Origin of the sequence: Sphingopyxis sp. Geo48, from assembly GCF_949769155.1 — a bacterium.
In the GTDB taxonomy this organism is placed as follows: Bacteria; Pseudomonadota; Alphaproteobacteria; order Sphingomonadales; family Sphingomonadaceae; genus Sphingopyxis.
Genome location: NZ_CATKPA010000008.1, coordinates 41,919 through 62,614 on the forward strand (window position 1 = coordinate 41,919; position 20,696 = coordinate 62,614).

Genomic DNA, 20,696 nt, shown 5'->3' on the forward strand with positions numbered 1-20,696 from the left:
GGAGTGCGGACCTCGTCAGGGGGTTGATGTTAGGCGGCGAACTTGCGGTGCTGCAAGCGCCGATGTTCGATGGTCTGTCGCTTGATCCTTTCGCGCAGTTTGATGATTGCCGGAGCCCTGCCGAAGTAGGCGTCGGCAGGCGTCACGTTGGCCAGGCTCTCGTGGTATCGCTGGTGATTGTAGTGCTCGACGAAGGTCTCGATGTGGGCTTCGAGGTCGCCGGGCAGGAAGTAGTTTTCCAGCAAGATGCGGTTTTTCAGGGTCTGGTGCCAGCGCTCGATCTTGCCCTGGGTTTGGGGATGACACGGGGCGCCGCGGACATGGCTCATCTTCCGGGCCTCGATGTATTCCGCCAGCTCACCCGCGATGTAGCTGGGGCCATTATCGCTGAGTATCCGGGGTTTGTGCAGCACCGTGGCGCTGTCGCAACCAGAAGCCGCCAGGGCGAGGTCCAGCGTGTCGGTGACGTCCTCGGCTCGCATGTTGGTGCACAGCTTCCAGGCGATGATGTAGCGTGAGAAGTCGTCGAGCACGGTCGACAGATACATCCAGCCCCACCCGATGATCTTGAAGTAGGTGAAGTCGGTCTGCCACATCTCGTTCGGCCGCGTGGTTTTCGTGTGGAACTGATCGGCAGCCTTGATCACGACATAGGCCGGGCTGGTGATCAGGTCGTGGGCCTTCAACAGGCGGTAAACCGTGGATTCCGACACGAAGTAGCGCTGCCCTTCGGTGAAGCGCACGGCCAGTTCCCGGGGGCTCAGCTCAGACTGTTCCAGCGCCAGCTCGATGATCTGGTCGTGGATGCCCGCCGGGATGCGGTTCCACACCCGGCTCGGCGCCGATGGCCGATCTTCCAACGCCTCCGGCCCGCCTTCGAGGTAGCGATCATACCAGCGGTAGAATGTCCGACGAGGGATGCCGAGTTGGTCCAGCGTGCGCTTGGCCGACAGGTGCGACTGCTCGACGGTTCTGATGATCTCGAGCTTCTCGGATGCGGGATATCTCATTCGTCGTTGCCCCCATCCGCGACCATGCTTTTTTTGAGCAGACGGTTTTCCAGTGTCAGATCGGCCACGCATTCCTTCAGGGCCCGGGCTTCGCGGCGCAGGTCCTGGACCTCTCCGGTGGTCGCGGCACGGGCGGTGTCGCCGGCCAGGCGGCGCTTGCCAGCTTCCATGAACTCCTTCGACCAGGTGTAATACAGGCTCTGGGCAATGCCTTCCTTGCGGCATAGCTCGGCGATCGAGGGTTCGAATCCCTTCGCCCGCTCCAGTTTTCCTAGTAATTCCAGTCACTTACGCCAAAAGGCGGCGTAATATGCCGCGTTACGTCGAGCCGCATTTCGTCTCGCGTAATAAGGACGTAATATGATGACGGCGAGCCGACGGGTGTGTCTAGGAAAGGATTGGCGCTTAGCGTGCTGCAACTACCGGATCGGGGCCCAAGCGCGCAGTAGAATGAGTCGGTCCCTCCGATCGGCTGGGTTGCGTCAAAATTGCTGGAGTGGAACGCCAACGGCGTGACCCCTTCGGAAACGGCTGCCCGGCCGAGGCGGAAGAGGACGTTGTCATGTTCTCCGGCAGCGATTTCCACCCACTCCAGCCAAGCGGTTGCGGAGCAGATAGATGTTCAAATCGGTATAGATACGCCGAACCGGGCGGAATATCTAACGCACGGGGAAATCGGACAGGTCTAGCGCGCGTCTGCGATGATCGACTCGCTTCCACCGACGATGTCGGCGGAAGCGTGAAGATGCCCGCGGTTTACGACTCTGCTCGTCCCGGCTCGTTGGGCGCTTCCGGTGACGAGCACCTCATCCGTTCCGGGCTGGACCTGGATCCAGATTTTTAGAATTCTGATCCCTTACGATGTGAATCGCCGGGCAATGTGGCAACCTGTTCACGAAGTCGTCGAGAATCGGCGCCCGGGCGCCAGCGAGCAGCATGGTCGCCCGCCGGTTCAACAGAACCGCAGCCTTGCGTGCCGCGCGTCTTGTCGTGCTGATCATTAGGGGGTGCTCGCAGATAGGCTGTCGTCGTACTGCAAATGATCTTCCCGCAGGTCGGCTTCCCGGCTGCCATAGCGGGCATAGAGGGTCGGAAGTACGAAGAGCGTGAGCAGGGTCGCCGAGATCAGTCCCCCAATCACCACCGTCGCGAGCGGCTTCTGCACTTCGGCGCCCGCGCCGGTCGCGAGCGCCATCGGCACGAACCCGAGGCTGGCGACGAGCGCGGTCATCACGACGGGGCGAAGGCGCATGAGCGCGCCTTGCCTTGCGGCTTCGGCCCGCGCCATGCCCGAGCGCATCAGTTCCTGGATCGACGACACCATCACGAGGCCGTTGAGCACCGCGATACCCGAGAGCGCGATGAACCCGACTGCTGCCGAGATGGAGAAGTCCATCCCGCGCAGGAACAGTGCTAGCACGCCGCCGATCAGTGCCAGCGGAACCCCGGTGAACACGATCGCCGCATCGCGCGACGATCGAAGCGCGCCATAGAGCAGCAGCAGGATCAGGATGAAGCAGGCCGGGACGACGAGCTGAAGCCGGTCGCGTGCGGAGGCGAGATTCTCGAACTGGCCGCCCCATTCAAGGTAGCTGCCGGCGGGGAGGCGAACATCCTTAGCGATGCCGGCCTTGGCGTCGGCCACGACGTCGGAGATCGCGCGGCCGCGGACGTTGGCCTGGACGACGACGCGCCTCTTCCCGTTTTCGCGGCTGATCTGGTTCGGTCCCTCGACGATACGGATATCGGCGACGCTCGCAAGCGGCACGAAGGCGCCGCCCGCCACCGGGACCTGTACCTGTTCGAGCACCGACAGGTCAGCGCGCTGCGCGTCGGACAGCCGGATGACGATCGGGAAGCGCCGGTCGCCTTCGAAGATCGTGCCGGCCTCGCGGCCGCCGATCGTTGCGGTGACGACATCCTGCACGTCACGCGCGCTGACGCCGAGCCGCGCCATCGCGTCGCGGTTCGCCCGAATGTCGAGCATCGAGAGACCTTCGGTTTCTTCGACGCGCACGTCGCTCGCGCCTTCGGTCTTCCGCAAGATTGCGGCGACTTGCTGCGCGGTCGCGTTCATCGCGTCGAAGTCGTCGCCATAGACCTTGATCGCAATGTCACCGCGCACGCCCGCAATCAGCTCGTTGAAGCGCATCTGGATCGGCTGAGTGATCTCATAGGCATTGCCCGGGATCTTGTTCAGTTCCTTCTCCAGCCGCTCGACGAGTTCGGCCTTGGGGAGGCTTGGGTCGGGCCATTCTTTGCGAGGCTTGAGGATCACGAAATTGTCGGTCGCGTTGGGCGGCATCGGATCGGACGCGAGGTCCGCCGTGCCGGTCTTCGAGAAGACGATCGCGACCTCGGGCTGCCTTGCGAGCATCCGCTCGATCGGCACTTGCATGGCCTGGCTCTGTTCGACGGACGTCGAGGGCACGCGAAACGCCTGGATCAGGAGATCTCCCTCGTCGAGCTGCGGCAGGAAGACCTGGCCGAGTGAGAAGAAGGCGAGGATCGCGATGACGAACCCCCCGATGCCCGCGCCGAGGGTGATCTTGGGCTTGCTAATCGCGCGGTCGAGACCCGGCTCGTAGCGTTGCTTCAGCCACGCCATGATGCGGCCCTCTTTTTCTTCGACCCGCTTCGAAAGCCAGATCGCGATCGCGGCGGGGACGAATGTGAGCGAGAGGATGAAGGCGAAAGCGAGCGCGATGATCACGGTCAGCGCCATCGGGATGAAGGTCTTGCCCTCGACCCCGCTCAAGGTGAGCAAGGGCACATAGACGAGGATGATGATCGCCTGCCCGTAGACAGACGGTCGCACCATCTCGCGCGCGGCCGATGCAACGGTCGCGAGACGTTCCTGGACGGTCAGGATGCGGCCGTGGCGATGCTGGAGGTCGGCCATGCGCCGCAGCGCATTCTCGACGATGATGACGGCGCCATCGACGATGAGGCCGAAGTCGAGTGCGCCGAGGCTCATCAGGTTCGCCGAGACGCCGGCGCGCAGCATGCCGAAGCTGGTGAGCAGCATCGTGATCGGGATGACGAGCGCCGCGATCAGCGCTGCGCGGAAATTGCCGAGCAGCAGGAAAAGCACGACAATGACGAGCAGCGCACCCTCGGTCAGGTTCTTGCCGACCGTCCAGATCGTCGAATTGACGAGCTTGGTACGATCGAGCGCCGGCTCGATAACGACATCGGGCGGCAGCGAGGCGTTTACCTCCTTCAGCCGGTCTGCGACCGCGGTCGCGACCGTCCGGCTGTTCTCGCCGATGCGCATGACCGCGGTGCCGACGACGACTTCGGTGCCATTTTCAGAGGCTGAACCCATGCGAACCGCCTGTCCGGTGCGGACCGTCGCCACCTGGTCGAGCGTGATCGGAACGCCCGCGCGCGTTGCGACGACGGTGCGTGCCAGCTCGGCGGTGTCGCGGACCAACGCGTCCGAACGAACGGCGAGCCCTTCGCCATTGCGCTCGACGACGCCGCCGCCGACCGCACTATTGTTGCGTTCGAGGGCTTCGGCGAGCTCGGTGAGGCTGAGGTCGAGCGCGGCGAGGCGCTGCACGTCGGGAACGACCAGATACTGCTTCGAATAGCCGCCGATCGCATCGACGCCCGCGACGCCGGGAACCGTCCGGACGAGCGGCGTGACGATCCAGTCCTGCGTCGTGCGAAGATAGGTCGACTTGTCGGCCTCGGTGACGAGCCGTTCGCCTTCGGGGGTCACATAGCTGCCGTCAGGCTGGAGGCCGGGCTCGCCGGCCTTGTGCGCATCGTCTTTGCGGTGCGCGAGGCGGACCGTCCACATATAGACGTCGCCGAGACCCGTCGCGATCGGCCCCATCTCCGGGCGAACCCCGTCGGGTATATTCTCGGTTGCCTCGTTGAGGCGTTCGCCGACCTGCTGGCGCGCGAAATAAATGTCGGTCGAATCGTCGAAGACCGCGGTGACCTGCGCGAAGCCGTTGCGGCTCAGCGACCTTGTGTGATCGAGGCCGGGGATCCCCGCGAGCGCGGTCTCGATCGGGAAGGCGACCTGCTTCTCGACGAGTTCGGGCGAGAGCGCGGGGGCGCGGACGTTGATCTGGATCTGGTTGTTGGTGATGTCGGGAACCGCGTCGATCGGCAGGCGCGACAATGCTGTCGCCCCGATTATGGCGGCGATGGCGGTGAGCAGGACGACAAGCCAGCGCTTTTCGACCGCCCAGGTAACGATACGAGCGATCATGGCTTAGTCCTCATCGCCTGCTTCGCCCTTGCCGATCTCGGCCTTGAGCGAAAAGCTGTTGGTGATGGCGATCTGCTCGGTGCCCTTGAGCCCGGAGCGGACGATGACATTGGCTCCCGCGCGGTCGCCGAGCACCACGGGGACAGCCTCGAACCCGTCCTTGATACGCACGAACACGACGCTCTTGCCCTCGACGGTCTGGATCGCGGTCGCGGGAACGCTGATCGAGCCGACGCCGCCGCTCGCAGCCAGCGCGACCGAGGCGGTCACGGCTTCGCCGACGCGCCATTGGCCGGCGCGATTGTCGAGGATCGCGATTGCGGGCACGAGCTTCGTGGCCGGATCGAGCGCGGGCGAGACGAAGCTGATCTTGCCGGTCGCCTGGCGTCCAGGCGCGCTCACCGAGACGACGGCGCCGGGCCGGATACGACCGGCGTCGGCGGGCTGGAGGTTCAGCGAGAGCGAAACGCTCGAGAGGTTGGCGATGCGATAGAGTTCTGCATCGGCGGGAACCGTCTGACCGAGCACCACGCTGCGCGCGATTACCTGGCCCGAAATCGGCGCGGTAATGGCAATCCGGTTGAGCTGGCCGCCGCCGCCCCCTGCGGCGGATACCTGCTGCTGCGCGAGTTGATAGGCGATCCTGGCTTCGGTCGCGGCCGTGCGTGCCGCAATCACATCCTGCTCGGGCGACACGCGCTGTGCGAACAGCCGCTCCTCGCGTGCGAGATTGGAGTTGGCAAGCGCTAATCGGGCACGCGTGGCCTGCACCTCGCCCTGGAGCTGCGCGGCCTCGCGGCTCTCGACAATCGCAAGCGTCTGCCCACGGCCGACGCTCTGTCCGAGATTGCGGTTGAGCGCGACGATCCGCCCGCCGATCGCGGCCGACACGGCCTGCGTTCCTTGCGGATCGCCTTCGATCGTTGCGGGCAATTGCAGCGCGCCGGCGCTGCCGATGGTCGGGCTGCCGAGCGCGATCCCCGCGATCTTGATCTGCTCGTTGGTGAGGGTGATCTTGCCCTCGTCGGCATGGCCGGCCTCTTCCTCGCCATGCTCGTCGGCGGGTTTGGCGGTCTCGCCGCCACCGCAGGCGGCGAGGAACAGCGGCAGCGTCGCGGCGAGCAGCAGCTTTCGGTTGATAGTGATAGTCATCGGGTCAATTTCCTTCGAGCGGCGCGGGAGCCGTCAGGCGTTCCAACCGGGCCTTGGCGAGTTGATAGGAGGCGAGGGCTTCGATCGACGCGGAGCGCATCTCGGTCAGCGTCCGTTCGGCATCGAGCAGTTCGAGCTGTCCGAACTTGCCCTCGCGGTAGCCGATGCGCGCAATGCGCGCGGCTTCCATGGCCGAGGACAGAGCGGGGCCGCTCGCGACGCGCGCCGCCGCGGCCGCATTGGCAGCCTCGACTTCGGCGTCGCTGATCTTCTGCTCGATATCGAGCGCGGTGACGCGGCGCTGCGCGTCGGCACGCCGCCGTTCGGCATTCGCCTGGTCGACCGCGGCGCGTCCGTTGTTGAACAGCGGCAGCGGCACCGAGACGCTGAACACCGCAGCGACATCGTTGGTGGCTTCGAGCCGGCGAACGCCCGGCCCGACGGTAAGATCGGGCACGCGCTGCGAACGCGCCAGTTCGACGCCGGCATCCGCGGTGGCGAGGTCGGCATCGGCCGCCGCCAGCGCGAGCGTGCCAGCCGCCGATACAGGGCGGGGCGGACCCATGGTGCCGCTTCCGGGGCCGCCGAGTACCGCGACATCGAGCGGGCCGGTGACCGGGCGGCCAATGCGGCGCGCGAGACTGGCGCGCGCGGCATCGGCGAGGCGGCGCGCTTTCTCGGCCTCGGTTTCGGCGGTCAGGCGCGCGACTTCGGCGCGTTCTTGTTCGAGCGGCGAGGCGCGCCCCGCTTGCACTCTTATGGTCGCGGCGCGCGCCGTGTCGCCGGCGATACGATATTGGTCCTCGGCAATCGCGACACGCACTTCGGCGGCCGAGGCCTGGATATAGAGTTCGGTGACCTGGAACCGGATATCGGCCTGCGCAATCGCCTGCGCGATTTGCGCGCGGTGCGCCGCCGCATCGGCAACCGCGATCCGGGCCTGCCGCTTGCCGCCGAGTTCGAGCGGGATCGCGACGCTTGCCGTGATATCGGCGCCATTGACGCCATTATAGGGCCCGGTGCCGACGAAATTCTCGACTTCGACCGAAAGCGCTGGGTTGGGGCGCAGCCCCGCGACTCGGCGGGCTGCGCTTGCGGCATCAACGTCCGCCGCTGCGGCTTCCGCCGCGGGCGCGCTGCCGCCCGCGAGCGCAACCGCCTCGTCGAGCGTCAGGAGCGGTCCTGATATCTGCCGGCTTTCGGTGCCGACCTCCTGTGCCTGCGCTATCGCAACGCACGATGTGGCTGCCACGAGGGCAACAACGATCCTGTACATAATTCCATCCTCGATTGAGCCGATAGATCGCCGCGCGAATGCGCGAGCGCGTCAAGACGTCAGGCGAGGGGCGGGTCGAGAAGGGGCGGCAGGACGCGCGATGGTCGCTGCACGACCGGCGCGGCAAATAGTGGCCCACGCGCCGGGGCCAGCGGGGCTTCGCTGACCGTCTGATGCTGGTCCGGCGCCATGGGGCAATGATGATGGCCGCTATGGGCGAATTTCTTTGCCGGTTCGCCCGGCACTTGCTTGCCGCCGTCCCTGTCCAGCGAATAGGCGGTGCCTTGATCGGCAATATGCGCGGACGCGGGCTCACAGAATTGCAGGGTGCAAAGCAGCACGCCCACAATCACCAGCAGTCGCATCATCGCACCAGCCATAAAGCCCCCTATCGACCCGTCATCTGTTTGTCGCGGCGTGACATCGCGGCGGCCAGATCGGATGGAATCGCCATGGGTTGGAACGCGCTGACCCGCGCCCGCCCACTATTGCCTGCCGGGATCCGGCCCGTCAGCGATCCCAGAGGGACGAGGGCCAGCCGGAAAATCTGCCCCGCCGCTTCGCGCCAGTCGCCGAGCGCCATCGCGAAACCGAGCATGTGGCCATGCGACGACAGGTGAATGCCGAAGAAGGGCTGCGCAACGATGTGCGCGCGCTCGAGCGCGCGCCAGGCCGCGGGATAATCGCCGGCCCGCCGCGCGGCCCGGTAATGCGTCATCTCGGCGGCGATCAGGCCGGCAGCTTGACGTCGATCCAGCATGCTCGCGACATTTCCCTTTGCGTCGATTCGCCGGCCTTATGCACCCTGTAGCAACTACAGGGTCAAGCCTGACCACGAATCCCTTGTTCCGACAGTTGGCGCAGCTCGGTCCGCGCGCTGCGAAGAATTTCATAGGCCGAATGCAGGAAGAGCGCTGCAATGATGGCGGCCACTGCAAGGTCGGGCCAGGCCTGGCCGGTCCATGCGACGAGACCCGCAGCGATGATTACCGCGACATTGGCGACCGCGTCATTGCGGCTGAACAGCCAAACAGCGCGGACATTGGCGTCGCCTTCGCGAAACCGCGAGAGGACCGCCGCCGAGGTGAGATTGACGAGCAGTGCAACGAAGCCGATGCCGCCCATGAGCTCGGCTTCGGGCGGAACCGCTGTCAGGGCGCGCCACAGCGCGACGCCGATGACGCCGAGCCCGAGCGTCAGCAGGAACAGGCCTTGGGCAAGAGCGATGCGGGTGCGGGCGAGCGCCGTCCAGCCGATCGCGACGAGGCCGGCCAGCGTGATGGTGCCGTCGCCGATGAAGTCGAGCGAGTCGGCCTTCAGCGCCTGGCTGTTGGCGATGAATCCGCCGACGATCTCGATAGCGCCGAAGCCGAGATTTAGGATAACCACGATCCAAAGAGCACGGCGATAGGCCGGGTCCTTTTCCGCGCGCACCGGGTCTCCCGTGCAGCCGCAGCCGTCGCCGTTCTCGGATCCCTCCGCCATCGCGTCTTCACTCCATGGTGGTGGCGCGCTCTTCGCTTTGCCGCCTTCAACTTCGGACGAGGACCGCCTATACATCCTCCAGTCACTGGAGGATCAAGCATAATATGACCAAGCGGCTCGCGATCGGCGACCTTGCCCGGGAGACCGGGACCAAGGTCAACACCATCCGCTTCTATGAAGAGATCGGGCTGCTGCCCGAAGCCCTGCGCACCGCTTCGGGACGGCGAAGCTATGATGCGGCCGACCTTCGGCGGCTCGCCTTCGTCCGCCACGGCCGGCAGCTCGGTTTTTCGATCCCCGAAATCCGCTCGCTGCTGGCGCTTTCGGATCAGCCCGACCGCGATTGCGGCGAGGCTGCGGCGATCGCGCGCGCGCATCTTGCCGATATCGGCATCCGCATCGCGCGGCTCGAAACCTTGCGCTCGGCGCTGACCGAGGTCGCGACCTCCTGCGAGGGCGGCCGGGCCGCCGAATGCCGGGTGATCGAGGCGATCGCGGGCACCGAACTCGCGCTCCAGACCGATTGATCGATCCGACCGGACGCATCCGGGTTCGGGGAAGGAAGGGGCTGGCGCGCGCGACGACTGGCTTCGCCGCGCGCGCCGGCGGATATTATGGCGCCTTGTCGAGCTTGGTGATCGTCCCGGCCTTACCGTTCCAGTCGAGCTCGAACGCGACCTTGTCGCCGACCTTGATGTCCTTCAGCAGCTCGGGCTTTGCGGCGAAGCCCATCGTCATCGGCGGCCATTCGAGTTCGGCGATCGCGCCATGATCGAGCGTGACCTGTCCCTTCGCGCTATCGATTGCGGTCACGGTCGCCGTGCCCTTGCCATGTTTGGTTTCGGCGGGCATCGCCATGGTTCCGGCGTCATCGGCCATCGCGGCCTTTTCTTCGGTCTTCGGCGCTTCGCCCTGCTTGCCGCAGCCGGCAAGTCCTGCGCTGAGCGCGATGCCCAGTGCGATGGCGGTCAAATTCTTCATGTCATTTCTCCTTCGGGTTGAACGGGATGGGCCGCGCGCCTGCGCATCAGCAGATAGGCGGCGGGAATGATGAGCATCGAGAGCAGCGGCGCGGTCAGCATGCCGCCGATCATCGGCGCGGCGATGCGGCTCATCACTTCGGAGCCGGTGCCGGTCCCGACGAGGATCGGGAACAGGCCCGCGAGGATCACCGCGACGGTCATCGCCTTCGGCCGGACGCGAAGCAGCGCGCCCTCGCGAACCGCGGCCAATATGTCGCCATCGCCGCGATCGGCGAGCGCATGCTTGAGGTAGATGAGCATGACGACCCCGAACTCGGCGGCGACGCCGGCGAGCGCGATGAACCCGACCGCGCTCGCGACCGACTGGTTGTAACCGAGCAGATAGAGCAGCCAGAGCCCGCCGGTGAGTGCAAAGGGCAAGGTCGCCATGATGAGCAGCGCCTCGTCCCAGCGGCGGAAGGTGAGGTAGAGCAGGATGAAGATGATCGCGAGCGTGACCGGCACGACCACCTTCATCCGCTCGGTCGCACGAACGAGGAACTCGAACTGCCCGGTGTAGGAGATGCTGACGCCGGGGGGCAGCTCGACATCGCGCGCGATCGCCCGCTGGATGTCGTGCACCAGACCCTGCAAATCGCGGCCGCGGCTGTCGACATAGATCCAGGTCACCGGGCGGCCATTCTCGCTGCGCAGCATCGGCGGCCCGTCGCTGACCTTGACGCTCGCCACCGTCCCGAGCGTGATCTGCTGGCGCGACGGCGTCAGGATCGGAAGGGCCGCGAGCTCGCCGATGCTGTCGCGCATCTCGCGTGGATAGCGGACGCTGATCGGATAGCGCGCGAGCCCCTCGACCGTCTGGCCGATCGTCTCGCCGCCGATCGCGCCCGCGACGATCGCCTGCACGTCGGCGACGTTGAGACCATAGCGCCCCGCGGCGGCGCGATCGATGTCGACGTCGATATAACGGCCGCCAGTCAGGCGCTCGGCCAGCGCCGAGGCGACGCCGGGGACGGTCCTGACTACGCCCTCGATGCGCTTCGCGGTGCGGTCGATCTCGGCAAGATCCGAGCCCGCGACCTTGATGCCGACCGGGCTTTTGATCCCGGTCGCGAGCATGTCGATGCGGTTGCGGATCGGCGGGATCCAGAAATTGGCGAGCCCAGGGACCCGGACCCGCGCGTCGAGCTCCTCGATCAATTTCTCCTCGGTCATGCCGGGGCGCCACTGGTCCTTCGGCTTGAAGCGGATCGTCGTCTCGAACATCTCGAGCGGCGCGGGGTCGGTGGCGCTGTCGGCGCGGCCCGCCTTGCCGAACACGCTTTCGACCTCTGGCACCGTCTTGATCAGCCGATCGGTCTGCTGGAGCAGGCTCGACGCCCGCGCTGCTGAGATGCCGGGAAGCGCTGAGGGCATGTAGAGGAGATCGCCCTCATGCATCTGCGGCATGAACTCGCCGCCGATCTGGGTCATCGGCCAGAGGCTGGTGGCGAAGACGAGGCCGGCGATGAGGAGCGCCTTTTTCGGCCGTTCGAGCACCCAGTCGAGTGCCGGGCGATAGGCGCGGGTCAGCCAGCGGTTGACCGGATTGGCCTGTTCGGCCGGGATCTTTCCGCGGATCAGCCAGCCCATCAGCACCGGGATGAGCGTGATCGAGAGGATCGCAGCGGCCGCCATCGCATAGGTCTTGGTGAAGGCGAGCGGCGCGAAGAGCCGCCCTTCCTGGCCTTCGAGCGTGAAGATCGGCAAGAAGGAGAAGGTGATAATGAGAAGGCTGAGGAACAGCGCCGGGCCGACCTCGGCGGCGGCATCGGTGATGACGCGCCAGCGCTCGGCGCCCTTCAATTCCTCGCCCGGATGATCGCGCTCCCAATGTTCGAGATGCTTGTGGGCATTTTCGATCATCACCACCGCCGCATCGACCATCGCGCCGACCGCGATCGCGATGCCGCCGAGCGACAGGATATTGGCGTTGAGCCCCTGCAGCCGCATGACGATGAAGGCGATGAGGATGCCGAGCGGCAGGGTCAGGATGGCGACCAGCGCCGACCGGGCGTGCCACAGGAACAGCGCGCAGACGAGCCCGACGATGATGAATTCTTCGACGAGCTTCGAGGTGAGATTGTCGACCGCACGATCGATCAGCCCCGAACGGTCGTAGGTGGTGACGATCTCGACCCCCGGCGGCAGGCTGCGCTTGAGCTCGGCGAGCTTGGCGCGCACGCCGTCGATGACCTCGCGGGCATTCTTGCCCTCGCGCATGACGATCACGCCGCCCGCGACCTCGCCCTCGCCATTGAGTTCGGCGATGCCGCGCCGCGTGTCGGGGCCGATCTGGACCGTCGCAACATCGCCGACCGTCACCGGGATGCCGCCGCCGGCGGTGCGGATCGGGACGCTGCGGAAATCGTCGAGCGATTTCAGATAGCCGCCCGCGCGCACGATATATTCGGCCTCGGCGAGTTCGAGGCTGCCGCCGCCGCTTTCCTGGTTTGCGCGCTTGAGGGCGTCTGCCACGTCGGTTGCGGTCACGCCGAAGGCGGCAAGCTTCTGCGGATCGACGATGATCTGATATTGGCGCACCATGCCGCCGATGCTCGCGACCTCGGCGACGCCCGGCACTGACTTCAGTTCGAAGCGCAGGAACCAGTCCTGGAGGCTGCGGAGCTCGGCAAGATCGTGGCGGCCGCTCTTGTCGACGAGCGCATATTCATAGATCCACCCGACCCCGGTCGCGTCGGGGCCGAGGCTCGCCCGCGCGCCGTCGGGGAGCCGGCTCTGCACCTGGCTCAGATATTCGAGCACGCGGCTGCGCGCCCAATAGGGATCGGTGCCGTCGTCGAAGAGCACATAGACGAAGCTGTCGCCGACGAAGCTGTAGCCGCGCACGACGCGCGCGCCGGGCACCGAGAGCATTGTCGTCGTGATCGGATAGGTGACCTGATCCTCGACGATCCGCGGCGCCTGACCCGCATAGGTGGTGCGGATGATGACCTGGACGTCGGAGAGATCGGGCAGGGCATCGACCGGCGTCGTGCGCACCGCGGCGATCCCGAGCAGGGTCAGGATCAGCGCCGCCGCGACGACGAGCCCGCGCGCCGCGACCGAAGCGCGAATGATCTTCGCGATCATTGCGCGGGCTCCAGCGGACGGACGGTGAGGCCGGTCAGGCTCGCCTCGGAATCGAGCAGGAACTGGCCCGACGCGACGACCTTTTCGCCGGGAGCGAGCCCCTGCAATATCTCGGTCTTGCCACCACCTTCGCGTCCAGTGATCACTTCGGCGGGATGGTAGCGCCCGTCGCCCTTCTCGAGCATCACGATGCTGCGCGTGCCGGTGCGGATCACCGCTTCGCTCGGCACCAGCAGCGCCGGTTTGGCATCGCCCCCGAGCGCCACCACCGCGAACATGCCGGGGCGGAGACGCCCGCCGCGATTGGCGAGTTCGACGCGCACCGTCAGCGTCCGGCTGTCGGCCGATGCAGTGGGCAGGATCGCAATGATCCTGCCGGTGAATGCTTCGCCGGGAAAGGCGGTGAGCGTCGCGGTCGCGCGCTGGCCGACCTGTACGAGTCCCGCCTGCGCTTCGGGGAGCGCGGCGTTGAGCCACACCGTGCCGAGCCCCGAGATTTCGGCGAGCGTCTGCCCCGCGGCAAGCGTCACGCCCGCACGCGCGCCCAGCGTCTGGACTACGCCGCCGATCGGCGCGCGGACGGTCATCCGGCCGCCGGTGCGTCCGGTCCGGTCGACTTCGACAATCACGCCTTCGGGCATGCCCATCAACCGCAGCCGCTGCCGCGCCGCCGCAGTGAGGTCGGGACGTCCGAGTTTCTTGACGCTCAGATATTCGGTCTGCGCGCCGCCCCATTCGGGCAATTGCAGGTCGGCGATCGGCGTGCCGGCGCCGATGACGTCGCCGGGCGCGAGGCGATAGACGCGCTCGACGAATCCGCCCGAGCGCGCCTGGACGATCGTGACGTCGCGCTGGTTGAAATCGATGCTGCCGTTGACGTCGAAGGTCGCCGCGAGGCTGCCCATTTCGGCCACGACCACCCTTATGCCGAGGCTCTGCCGCGCGGCAGGATCGACCGACACGCCCGGTGCCGCGCCGCTGCCCTCGTCGGCATATTTGGGCTCGAGCTGCATGTCCATGAAGGGCGACTTGCCGGGCTTGTCGAATTTCTGGTTCGGGAACATCGGATCATAATAATAGAGGATCTTGCGCCCGCCGCTGCCTGCCGCTTCGCTTGGCGCATCGCTCTGACCGCTCTGTCCCAGCCAGTAACCGCTGCCGCCCGCGATCAGCACCGCGGCCAATATTCCGGCGCGCCAACGCGCCGCTGATGTTGCATCGGTCATCGACCTGCCTCCCCATAAATAGTGTTGATCCGGATCGCGTCGCGCGCGACCTCGGCTTCGCGAGCGAGCGCATCGACTTCGGCCTCGGCGAGCGCGAGTGTCGACAGGAGTGCGGTCCCGAGATCGAGCTTTCCGGCGGCGTAGCTGGCGAGATCGAGCTCGGCGCGCTTCTTCGCGAGCGGCACGAGCCGCGTGCGCGCATTGGCGAGTTGTTCATGATGCATGCGGTGATCGGCGAGATCGGCGTCGAGCCCCGCCGCGATGTCGCGCTTGGCGGCCTCACGGTCGAGCCGGGCGCGCGTCGCCTCGCTGGCGCGCGCGGCGATCTTGGGATCCTGCCGCCTTTTCGAGAAGAAGGGCAGATCTACGGTGACGCCAACCGTGACGAGGTCGCCAAAATTGGGCTCGCGCCGCCCATAGGCCGCGTTGACGCTCCAGTCGGGGCGCTTGTCTGCGCGGGCGAGACCGGTCTCGGCATCGGCGGCGAGGGCGCGGGCATCGAGCGCGCGCAGCCTTGGCAGGGCGTCGATTCCGGAGCGCAATCCTTGCTCGTCGATCATTTGCGGCGGCAAGTCTCCCAGCGTGTCGGCGGCTGCGTCGCCGGTAAAGCGCGCGAGCTGCGCGCGGGCGCGGGCAATCTCGGCGGCGAGTGCGCTGCGGCGATCATTGATCGCGGCGCGAAGCTGATCGGGTTCAAGCGCCTGTGCCGGGCGCGCAGCGCCGCTGGCCAGCCGCGCGGTCACCGTCGCTTGAAGGTCTTCAAGACCAGAATCGAGCAGGTCGAGTTCCTTGAGACGCTTCTTGGCGTAGTAAAGGTCGACCCAGGCAAGCGCGGTCGCGAGCCTGATATCCTGCGCGGTGACCGCCTCGTCGGCGCGGGCGATTCCGATGTCGGCCTGCGCACGCGTTGCGCGCGCGCGGCGCTTGGCGGGGTTCGGGAACTCCTGGCTGACGCCGACGACCTGCATCGTGAAGTCGTCGCGATTGAACCGGCCCGCGTCGGGCCCGGTCACCGGGAAATCCTGCAGGACGATATTGAGTTTCGGGTCGGGCAGCCGGTCGGCGGCGATCGCCGCCGATTGGGCAGCATCGATGCCGGCTTCGCGACCCTGCAATTCGGGCGCCTCTGATGCCGCGCGGTCGAGCGCCGTATCGAGCGTCATCGGCTCGGCATGTAGCGCCGCGGGCGTCGGGATAAGCAAAACTGCCGCAAGATATATGCGCATATGTCCCCCTCTTTCGAGTCAGGCGGAAATGTCCCCCGGCACGTCGGCCGGGGGACGGAAGCCGTCAGCCCTTGGAGGGCGACATGCGATGTCCGGGCATGTCGTGCATGCAGCCCGCTGCGTCGGTCTTCATCATGGTGCAGTCGCAGGCCGCCATATTCATTGATGCGTCTTTGACCCACACGCGAACGCGCGGGTTGATATTGGACTTGTTCGGTCCCGGCACCTGGCGGGTCTGCCATTCATAATGACCGCCGCTCGCGTCCTGCGCGGACACGGGAGCGGCAAGGGTTGCGGCCGCGAGCGCGGCAACGACAAAAATCGTCTTCATGGTGAAATTCCTCGGTTGAAAAGCTGGGAGACACGCGCCGGGGAGACCGGCGCGCATCGCGCGTTTCAGCCGCGGAATAGAGGCGGTTCGGGCTCGGGACCGACGATTCGGCCCGTCAAGCGAACGGCAGGCCGCGCGTCTACCGGCGCCGGCCGATAGGCGGCCGCCTCCAGCGAGGCGGCGGGCGCCGCGACCGCCAGCGGCAGCGCGCAGCCCATCTTGGCGATGCAATCGAGGGTCAGGCCCTTGCAGGGTGCGCTATCTTGGGACTTGTCGATTCCCATCATCTCGGCGCATTCGTCGCTCATCGCCGCGGTAGTCGTGGTTGCGGCTGCCGGGATCGCCGGCGCGGAGGCGAACGCGGCTTCCTGTGCCAGGAGGCCGAGGACGGCTCCGACAAGAAGCAGGAAGGTGAGCCAGCGTTTCACGGTAAAAGCATGATCCTTGTCAAACTTGGCGTCAATTCGAAACTGGAGGAAGATCCCGCCGACCTGTTCGCCGGCGGTCCCCTCACGGTTACACCGGGCCCGGTTAATTATGGCCCATCGTCATGGCAGCGGGCGCGAGCAGCATCCACAGCGCCATGGCGATCATCATCAGATTCTCGGTCAGCGATATGAAGCCCAGCGGCACATTGCTGTCGCCGCCGACGCAGGCGCATTTAAGTTCGCGCTTGTCGATATAGACCGCCTTGAAGACAGAGACGGCGCCGATGCTCCCTATGAAGAGCGCGACCGGGATCGAAATCCAGCTCAGCGCGCCGGAAATCATCAGGATGCCCGCGAGCGCCTCGGCGAACGGATAGATGGTGGCGTAGGGCACCCACCGCTTGGCGAGCAGGTCATAGTTCAGGAACATGCTCGAGAAGCTCTCGATGTCGCGGAGCTTGAGGAAGGCAAGCAACGCCATGCTGAACCCGATAAACCATTCGGCGGCACGGATTGTGAAGGGCGTGCCCGACACCGCTTGGCTGGCGGCCAGCGCCATCAGCGCGGTGATAGAGAAGAGCGCGATGACGGGCTTATAGGTAAGCGCCTTAGGATCGCGGACTTTCAGACCGAGATGGCGCCTCAGATCGTCAAGACCGCCGATCCGCTCGCCTTCGATGAAGGTCTGCGGCGTCGTCGCGACGCCATGTTTCGCCTTGAATGCGTCGGTTTCCTCGCGGGTCGTCAGCCAGACATCCTCGACGTCATAGCCGCGGCTGCGCAACAGATGCAGCGCCTTCAGGCCATAGGGGCAGATATGCTGCTCCATCACCATGCGATAGATGGTCGCCCGCGGCTTGCCCGAAACCGCCGCACCAGTGTGCGCTGGCGCGCTTTCGTTCGCGCGCTGAACCTGCATATTCATCGATTCGCCTTTCTTGATTCCCGATCGCTTCCCGCTATATAGGCTCCGTACCATAGTACGGAGTCAAGGCCTTGCGTGACATGACCATCGGCCAGCTTGCCCGGCAGGGCGGCGTCAATGTCGAGACGATCCGCTATTACCAACGCCGCGGCCTGTTGCCCGTTCCGCCTCAGTCGGCCAGCGCCCCGTCGGAAGGCCGAGTCCGGCGTTACGACGAGGCGGTTCTGCGCCGTCTGCGCTTCATCAAATCGGCACAGGCAGCGGGATTTACGCTCACCGAGATCGCCGAACTGCTCGAACTCGACGCGTCGAGCGATCGCGCGCGAGCGCGCGAACTGGCCGACGCGCGCATCGCGGCGATCGAAAAGACGATCGCCGAACTCGATGTGGCGCGGCGCGCGCTCATGGGCCTGTCGCGCCAATGCGCTGCCGCCGACACGCTCCACTGCCCGATCATAGCGGCGTTCGAGCAGATCTAGCCCGACTGGTCTTGGGGGCGGATGGTGCTGACGGCCCGTCTCACCTCCCTCAAACTGGTGTCAATCGGTCGCAAATGGTTCCAGCATCCCGGCTACAAGCGATGGGATGGTAACTCCGGCTGCGACATCGAGCTGAAGGCTAGCGCGGATCGCAGCCGCAGTGTCTCGCCGCTGCCGCGTCCGGAGTTGCGACGGCCGTCCGAAGTGCCTGGGTCAGGCGCCATCGAATCTCCGCGGCTAGGACCGGCATCAGAGCGAACAAATAGGCTTCCACGGGGAAGACCTGACCATAGGGTCAAGCGAGCGATTGCGTCACGTGCACGGCGCCGACCAAGGCTCCGACGAGGGGCAGAAGCGAAAAGCGCCGCTTCTGGATGAAGGTAGGAGCCTTTGGGCGTTCCGGATCAACTTCATCCTGGCGATCTGAACAAATCGGGGAGCCCAATTCCGATGGTTTTACGTCGCCCGAACCATTTTTGAGGGATGAGTCGTTCTGGTGCGTAATCAATGTCAGTAGGGGATGTTGGGTGCTTGAACCCGGAAGCCGTAAGCAGCGGTTTCCGGGCATGCATGTTTTTGTCCTCGACTTCCCCGAAACTCATTTGGGCTGCGCGAAAGGGCAGTTCTTCGAAACAGGGGAAGCATAATGAACAAATTATACTGTTATTCGTCGACGAAGCGCGCAATGCAGCGAAGCTCGATGGCGGCGATTGCGGTGGCGGTCGCGTTTCCCGCGCAGGCTCAGGAAGCCCAGTCGGACGGCCTCGCCGAGATCATCGTAACGGCGGAGAAGCGCGAGGAAAATCTGCAGTCCGTTCCCGTCTCGGTGACAGCGATGACCGGCGAGGCGCTTACGGCAACGGGCATATCAAACGTCGAAGACCTCCAATTTTTTGTGCCGGGCGTGTCGATCACCAACGATTCCATGGCGATCATCAATATTCGTGGAATTGGCACCTCGGCGTTCGGCGTTGCGACCGACCCCAGCACGACAGTCCATTATGACGGCGTCTACATCTCGCGCCCGACCACAAGCTATCAGGATTTGTTCGACGTCGAACGCATCGAGGTGCTGCGCGGACCGCAAGGCGTTCTCTTCGGTCGCAACTCCGCCGGCGGCACACTCAACATCATTTCCAAAATGCCTACGGAGGATTTGACTGGCGCGCTGGGACTCACCGTCGGAAATTACGAGAAGCGCTCGCTGAGCGGCACGATTTCTGGACCGCTTGGAGCGGGCGTCCGAGGCCGCCTCACCTTGCTTGCCAACCAGCGCGACGGCATCTACCGCGACGTCGTCTCGGGACGGCGATACCAAAACGAAGATAATCTCGCTGGACGACTGACGCTTGCGATTGACGCGAGCGACCGTCTTGAGATCGTGTTGCGGGCGGATGCCAGCCGTGATCGCGAGACCGGCGCGCGGTCTGTTCGGCCCTTTTATCCGCAAGGCTTCGTCGATGCGGGGGCGACGATCCCGGCCAATGACAAAGAGGCCGCACTCGACCGCCTGCCGCGTTACGATGTCGATGCCTGGGGCGTGTCCTCGACCATGAACTGGGACGGCGGCCCGGTCACGCTCCGCTCGATTACGGCGCTGCGCAAGAGCAAGGTCGTCCAGGCGCTCGACGTTGACTCGACTGACCTCTTCCTCCGCGATATCGAATTTTACGAACGTTCCCGCAGTTTCACGCAAGAGTTCCAACTTCTCAACAACGATGCGGACAAGCTGCGCTGGATCGTCGGAGCATTCTATCTGAATGAAAAGGGCAACGACGAAATACGGATCATCGAACCGGGTCGTCGGCTCGCGATCCCGGAAAACAATACGACGAATGCATTCGCGCTCTTCGGACAAGCAAGCTACGAACTCATCGACCGCCTGCGATTGACCGGAGGGCTTCGATACTCATACGAAAAAAAGGATTTCGGATATCGTGTCCTGCTGAACGGAAATCAGGTCGATGCCGGTCAGCCCAAATCATCCTGGACCGCCTGGACTCCGAAAATTGGGATCGATTACGACCTTGCCGATGACGTCATGGCTTATGCGTCGGCAACCCGCGGGTTCAAATCGGGTGGATTCCAGCTGGGAGACGGGCGGCCTTTCCTCCCGGAGTATGTCTGGAGCTACGAAGTCGGCTTGAAGTCGACGCTCCTCGATCGCCGGCTTCGAGCTAATTTTTCGGCCTTCTATTATGATTACACCAATCTTCAGGTGGTCGAGTATAATAATGGCGTTGCCAGTACCACCAACGCCGGCAAGGCGACGATCAAGGGCGTTGAAGCGGAACTGATGGCACGGCCGTTCGATCGCCTGACGCTTACATCCACGATCGCTTATCTCGATGCGCGCTACGATGTCTATTTTGACGACGTCGGCGCAAGCCTCAAGGGCAAGCGGCTGCCGAACGCGCCGAAGTGGAACATCACTCTCGGCGGAGAATATAAGGCCTCCCTGGGCGGCGGAATGCTGACATTACGGACCGATATCTCCTGGCGCGACAGCATCTTTTTCAAGCCCAGCAACAATCCGCTTTTTTCCGGAAACGCCACGACCCTTATAAATGGGCGTGTCGCATGGCAGCCGGCGAGCGAAGCGTGGGAAATTGCGCTTTATGGCCGAAATCTCACCAACGAGCGCTATGTGAGCTATAGTACGATCGGGACGGACGCGACGGGTGTCTCGAACCCTACTCTTCCGCTCTACATCTACGGCGAGCCGCGCCAGTACGGATTGCAGCTGCGCTACTTTTTCTGAGGTTCCTCGTCCTGCGAGGTCCCCCGGCGACTCCCCTACGGTCGTCGGTCCCCCTGG

The 20,696-nt window shown here is 65.1% G+C and carries 16 protein-coding genes and 1 pseudogene; 3 read left to right on the top strand and 14 right to left on the bottom strand.

The features are described 5' to 3' along the window. Positions 1 to 29: 29 nt before the first annotated feature. The 7 genes and pseudogenes from QOL79_RS18205 to QOL79_RS18235 form a co-directional block, all read right to left on the bottom strand. Positions 30 to 1,255: pseudogene (locus tag QOL79_RS18205) on the bottom strand (IS3 family transposase); the annotation flags it as partial. Between the two features lie 755 nt (positions 1,256 to 2,010). Next, positions 2,011 to 5,238: an efflux RND transporter permease subunit gene (locus tag QOL79_RS18210; RefSeq protein WP_011542721.1), complete on the bottom strand. Its 3,228-nt coding sequence runs from the start codon at positions 5,236 to 5,238 to the stop codon at positions 2,011 to 2,013. 3 nt (positions 5,239 to 5,241) lie between these two features. Then, positions 5,242 to 6,390 carry an efflux RND transporter periplasmic adaptor subunit gene (locus tag QOL79_RS18215; RefSeq protein ID WP_058456029.1) on the bottom strand — a complete coding sequence of 383 codons (1,149 nt, stop codon included), beginning with the start codon at positions 6,388 to 6,390 and terminating at the stop codon, positions 5,242 to 5,244. Positions 6,391 to 6,394: 4 nt separating this feature from the next. Further along, the gene (locus QOL79_RS18220; RefSeq protein ID WP_011542719.1) at positions 6,395 to 7,666 is read right to left on the bottom strand and encodes a TolC family protein; all 1,272 of its coding nucleotides are present in this window, start codon (positions 7,664 to 7,666) and stop codon (positions 6,395 to 6,397) included. A gap of 59 nt (positions 7,667 to 7,725) precedes the next feature. Then, positions 7,726 to 8,034, bottom strand: coding sequence for a hypothetical protein (locus QOL79_RS18225; RefSeq protein WP_041383326.1), 309 nt, complete (start codon positions 8,032 to 8,034; stop codon positions 7,726 to 7,728). Positions 8,035 to 8,054: 20 nt separating this feature from the next. After that, positions 8,055 to 8,426, bottom strand: coding sequence for a DUF3703 domain-containing protein (locus QOL79_RS18230; RefSeq protein WP_011542717.1), 372 nt, complete (start codon positions 8,424 to 8,426; stop codon positions 8,055 to 8,057). A 62-nt stretch (positions 8,427 to 8,488) separates the two neighbouring features. Next, the gene (locus tag QOL79_RS18235; RefSeq protein WP_041383325.1) at positions 8,489 to 9,151 is read right to left on the bottom strand and encodes a cation efflux transmembrane domain-containing protein; all 663 of its coding nucleotides are present in this window, start codon (positions 9,149 to 9,151) and stop codon (positions 8,489 to 8,491) included. Between the two features lie 104 nt (positions 9,152 to 9,255). Between QOL79_RS18235 and QOL79_RS18240 the strand changes: the two genes are divergently transcribed. Then, positions 9,256 to 9,678 carry a MerR family transcriptional regulator gene (locus QOL79_RS18240; RefSeq protein WP_011542715.1) on the top strand — a complete coding sequence of 141 codons (423 nt, stop codon included), beginning with the start codon at positions 9,256 to 9,258 and terminating at the stop codon, positions 9,676 to 9,678. Between the two features lie 85 nt (positions 9,679 to 9,763). Here the strand turns inward: QOL79_RS18240 and QOL79_RS18245 are convergent, their stop codons facing one another. From QOL79_RS18245 to QOL79_RS18275, 7 genes are all read right to left on the bottom strand, one after another. Beyond that, a complete protein-coding gene (locus tag QOL79_RS18245; RefSeq protein WP_011542714.1) occupies positions 9,764 to 10,132 on the bottom strand; it encodes a copper-binding protein in 369 nt (122 codons plus the stop codon). Beyond that, positions 10,129 to 13,263: an efflux RND transporter permease subunit gene (locus tag QOL79_RS18250; RefSeq protein WP_058455290.1), complete on the bottom strand. Its 3,135-nt coding sequence runs from the start codon at positions 13,261 to 13,263 to the stop codon at positions 10,129 to 10,131. The genes QOL79_RS18245 and QOL79_RS18250 overlap by 4 nt, the downstream gene beginning before the upstream one ends. Next, the gene (locus QOL79_RS18255; RefSeq protein WP_058455289.1) at positions 13,260 to 14,489 is read right to left on the bottom strand and encodes an efflux RND transporter periplasmic adaptor subunit; all 1,230 of its coding nucleotides are present in this window, start codon (positions 14,487 to 14,489) and stop codon (positions 13,260 to 13,262) included. The genes QOL79_RS18250 and QOL79_RS18255 overlap by 4 nt, the downstream gene beginning before the upstream one ends. Then, positions 14,486 to 15,715: a TolC family protein gene (locus QOL79_RS18260; RefSeq protein ID WP_188235735.1), complete on the bottom strand. Its 1,230-nt coding sequence runs from the start codon at positions 15,713 to 15,715 to the stop codon at positions 14,486 to 14,488. The genes QOL79_RS18255 and QOL79_RS18260 overlap by 4 nt, the downstream gene beginning before the upstream one ends. Before the next feature lie 64 nt (positions 15,716 to 15,779). After that, a complete protein-coding gene (locus QOL79_RS18265; protein ID WP_223181177.1) occupies positions 15,780 to 16,103 on the bottom strand; it encodes a hypothetical protein in 324 nt (107 codons plus the stop codon). An 8-nt stretch (positions 16,104 to 16,111) separates the two neighbouring features. Beyond that, entirely contained in the window at positions 16,112 to 16,474 is a 363-nt protein-coding gene (locus QOL79_RS18270) for a hypothetical protein (RefSeq protein WP_058455287.1), read from the bottom strand. Between the two features lie 103 nt (positions 16,475 to 16,577). After that, positions 16,578 to 17,399, bottom strand: a complete 822-nt coding sequence (locus QOL79_RS18275) for a MauE/DoxX family redox-associated membrane protein (protein WP_276203603.1) — start codon at positions 17,397 to 17,399, stop codon at positions 16,578 to 16,580. 80 nt (positions 17,400 to 17,479) lie between these two features. Between QOL79_RS18275 and QOL79_RS18280 the strand changes: the two genes are divergently transcribed. Both QOL79_RS18280 and QOL79_RS18285 read left to right on the top strand, forming a co-directional pair. After that, positions 17,480 to 17,878 (top strand): MerR family transcriptional regulator, encoded by a 399-nt coding sequence (locus tag QOL79_RS18280; RefSeq protein ID WP_039578962.1) that lies wholly within the window; start codon positions 17,480 to 17,482, stop codon positions 17,876 to 17,878. A 700-nt stretch (positions 17,879 to 18,578) separates the two neighbouring features. Then, positions 18,579 to 20,639 (top strand): TonB-dependent receptor, encoded by a 2,061-nt coding sequence (locus tag QOL79_RS18285; protein ID WP_058800398.1) that lies wholly within the window; start codon positions 18,579 to 18,581, stop codon positions 20,637 to 20,639. Positions 20,640 to 20,696: the final 57 nt, after the last annotated feature.

Coding starts and splice junctions, on each gene's coding strand:
- QOL79_RS18285 (WP_058800398.1), top strand. CDS start 18,579: ATGGCGGCGATTGCGGTGGCGGTCGCGTTTCCCGCGCAGGCTCAGGAA.
- QOL79_RS18250 (WP_058455290.1), bottom strand. CDS start 13,263: ATGATCGCGAAGATCATTCGCGCTTCGGTCGCGGCGCGCGGGCTCGTC.
- QOL79_RS18230 (WP_011542717.1), bottom strand. CDS start 8,426: ATGCTGGATCGACGTCAAGCTGCCGGCCTGATCGCCGCCGAGATGACG.
- QOL79_RS18220 (WP_011542719.1), bottom strand. CDS start 7,666: ATGTACAGGATCGTTGTTGCCCTCGTGGCAGCCACATCGTGCGTTGCG.
- QOL79_RS18225 (WP_041383326.1), bottom strand. CDS start 8,034: ATGATGCGACTGCTGGTGATTGTGGGCGTGCTGCTTTGCACCCTGCAA.
- QOL79_RS18275 (WP_276203603.1), bottom strand. CDS start 17,399: ATGAATATGCAGGTTCAGCGCGCGAACGAAAGCGCGCCAGCGCACACT.
- QOL79_RS18240 (WP_011542715.1), top strand. CDS start 9,256: ATGACCAAGCGGCTCGCGATCGGCGACCTTGCCCGGGAGACCGGGACC.
- QOL79_RS18280 (WP_039578962.1), top strand. CDS start 17,480: ATGACCATCGGCCAGCTTGCCCGGCAGGGCGGCGTCAATGTCGAGACG.
- QOL79_RS18255 (WP_058455289.1), bottom strand. CDS start 14,489: ATGACCGATGCAACATCAGCGGCGCGTTGGCGCGCCGGAATATTGGCC.
- QOL79_RS18260 (WP_188235735.1), bottom strand. CDS start 15,715: ATGCGCATATATCTTGCGGCAGTTTTGCTTATCCCGACGCCCGCGGCG.
- QOL79_RS18215 (WP_058456029.1), bottom strand. CDS start 6,390: ATGACTATCACTATCAACCGAAAGCTGCTGCTCGCCGCGACGCTGCCG.
- QOL79_RS18210 (WP_011542721.1), bottom strand. CDS start 5,238: ATGATCGCTCGTATCGTTACCTGGGCGGTCGAAAAGCGCTGGCTTGTC.
- QOL79_RS18245 (WP_011542714.1), bottom strand. CDS start 10,132: ATGAAGAATTTGACCGCCATCGCACTGGGCATCGCGCTCAGCGCAGGA.
- QOL79_RS18265 (WP_223181177.1), bottom strand. CDS start 16,103: ATGCGCGCCGGTCTCCCCGGCGCGTGTCTCCCAGCTTTTCAACCGAGG.
- QOL79_RS18235 (WP_041383325.1), bottom strand. CDS start 9,151: ATGGCGGAGGGATCCGAGAACGGCGACGGCTGCGGCTGCACGGGAGAC.